This window comes from Enhydrobacter aerosaccus (assembly GCF_900167455.1).
GTDB lineage: Bacteria > Pseudomonadota > Alphaproteobacteria > Reyranellales > Reyranellaceae > Reyranella > Reyranella aerosaccus.
Genome location: NZ_FUWJ01000002.1, coordinates 47,998 through 50,068, shown reverse-complemented (window position 1 = coordinate 50,068; position 2,071 = coordinate 47,998). Strand labels below are relative to the sequence as shown.

Annotated in this window: 1 protein-coding gene; it reads left to right on the top strand. The window is 63.6% G+C overall.

Going from position 1 to position 2,071, the window contains the following annotated elements; all coding sequences use genetic code 11:
- Positions 1 to 131 precede the first annotated feature (131 nt).
- Positions 132 to 2,071, top strand: a 1,940-nt coding sequence (locus B5D62_RS33310; RefSeq protein WP_085933654.1) for an autotransporter outer membrane beta-barrel domain-containing protein, incomplete at its 3' end; no start/stop codon positions are given.

Sequence of the window (2,071 nt, the reverse complement as noted above, 5' to 3'; positions counted from 1 at the left end):
GGCAACCTGTCGGGCCAGGACTCGACCCACGCCTTCACCGCCGGACTCCGCATGACCTGGTAGGATGTGAACGACGAGAGGACAGTCATGGGAGATGTTGGCGTCCGCCGCGTCATTTGGGGAGGAGTAACGTGAAGAAGGTTGGGAACCGTTTGCCACGACTTGCGGCGGCCGTCGTATTTGCCTTGGCCGGCATTCCAGTGGCCAGCCCGACGGCGGCGTGGGCTCAGTCCTGGAATATGTATGGCAGCGGAAGCTCGTTCTTCGTTCCGATCACGTCGGCGCCGAACCCCAATGGCGGCCCGCCTGAGCTACTCGTGTCGTTGACGCTCAACGGTGGCAACAATACGACCCTCACCAACAACTTCATCCTGGATACCGGCTCGCTCGGCCTGGTCGCGGATCCGGCCCACTACAGGCCCGGCAACGATCCGATACTCGCGCCTTACGCGACCATCACTTACACCACCAGCGGCGACAATCCCGTGGGTTCGCTCTACCTCACCAACGTGCAGATCAATGGCACGAACGGCCAGTCGGTGATCGCGCGCGTGCCGATCCTCGGATCCACCAACTACGGATACAAGCAGCTCGGCGTCGGCTTCGATCGCGGCGGCATTTCGATCGGGCAGAGCGCGACCTCTCCGCTCACGCCGGCCAACAACTACTACAACATGAATCCGTTCCTGGCGCTGGTGAGCGGCCCGGGCGTCAGCACCATGCAGCCGGGCTACATCATCGGCATGAACGGATTCCAGAATCTCGGCCTCGGCCCTGGCGTCCTGCTCGGCCTCAACAGCCAGAACACCAGCGGCTTCTCGTTCCAGCAACTCGCGTCGAACGGCGGCCTGCCGTCCTACTGCGGCACCGCCGGGATGGGCTGTCCGCTGCAATGGAGCGCCCAGAACGGGTCGATCTCGATCACGACCAATGGCCACACCTACAATCTCGGCTCCGCGAGCCAGCTGCCCGACAGCGGTATCTCGTACATGATCGTCAATGCCCCGGGCAACACCGTGCCCGTCGGTCCGGGCAACTGCAGCGACAGCGGTTCGCCGACGAACTGTCTGCAAAGCGGGACGGTGCAGGTCTTCCTGCCCGGGCAGAACCAGGCCGCGTACAGCTTCACCTTGGGCGATGCGACCAATCCCAGCACACCGTTCGGCGTGCAGGTTTCGACGGGCGTGCCGCCCAGCAACCTCGGGCGCACCTTCTTCGAGAACCTCAACTACCTCTACGATCCGATCAATGGCTTCGTCGGCTACGAGGCCTCCGGCACCAGCGGCACGAACGCTGTCATCATTCCGATGGTGGCGCTGCAGGGCAATCTGGCGCTGTCCAACGGCTTCCTGTCGAGCTTCCCGATGTTCCTGATGGGCGGCCTGACGCTGCAGCAGTCCGGGTCGGGCATCCTGAACGGCCCGATTACCGGACCGGGCGGCCTGACGCTGCTGAGCGGCAACGTCACGCTGGGCGGCGTGGACAGCTACAGCGGCGGCACGACGGTGAACGGCGGCTGGCTCACCATCGCCAATACCGGCTCGATCGTCGGCGACGTCACGATCAACAAGGGCGGCGGCTTCACCAACAATGGCACGATCGACGGCAACGGCCTGCTGACGGTCAATGCCGGCGGCAGCTTCATCAACAACGGCACGGTCAACACGCCCCTTCAGTGGCAGCTGAACCAGGGCAGCTTCACCAACAATGGAACGTTCAACGGCAGCCTTGCCAATACCGGCACGGCGTCCAACACGGGCACGCTGACGGGCTCGGTGATCAACGGCACCAGCGGCATGTTCAGCAACTCCGGTACGATCACCGGCGGTGTGTCCAACATGGGGCTGTTCGCCAACACCGGGACGATTGGCGGCAATGTCACCAACATGGGCTTGTTCGCCAACAACGGTACGGTCAGCGGCGGCTTTACCAACACGGGGATACTGTCGGGTAACGGCATCCTCGCCGGCGGCCTGATCAACTCGGGTGTCGTTGCGCCAGGGAACTCGATCGGAACGCTGAACGTGAACGGGAGCTTCGTGCAGAACCCGACGGGCAGCTACCAGGTGCA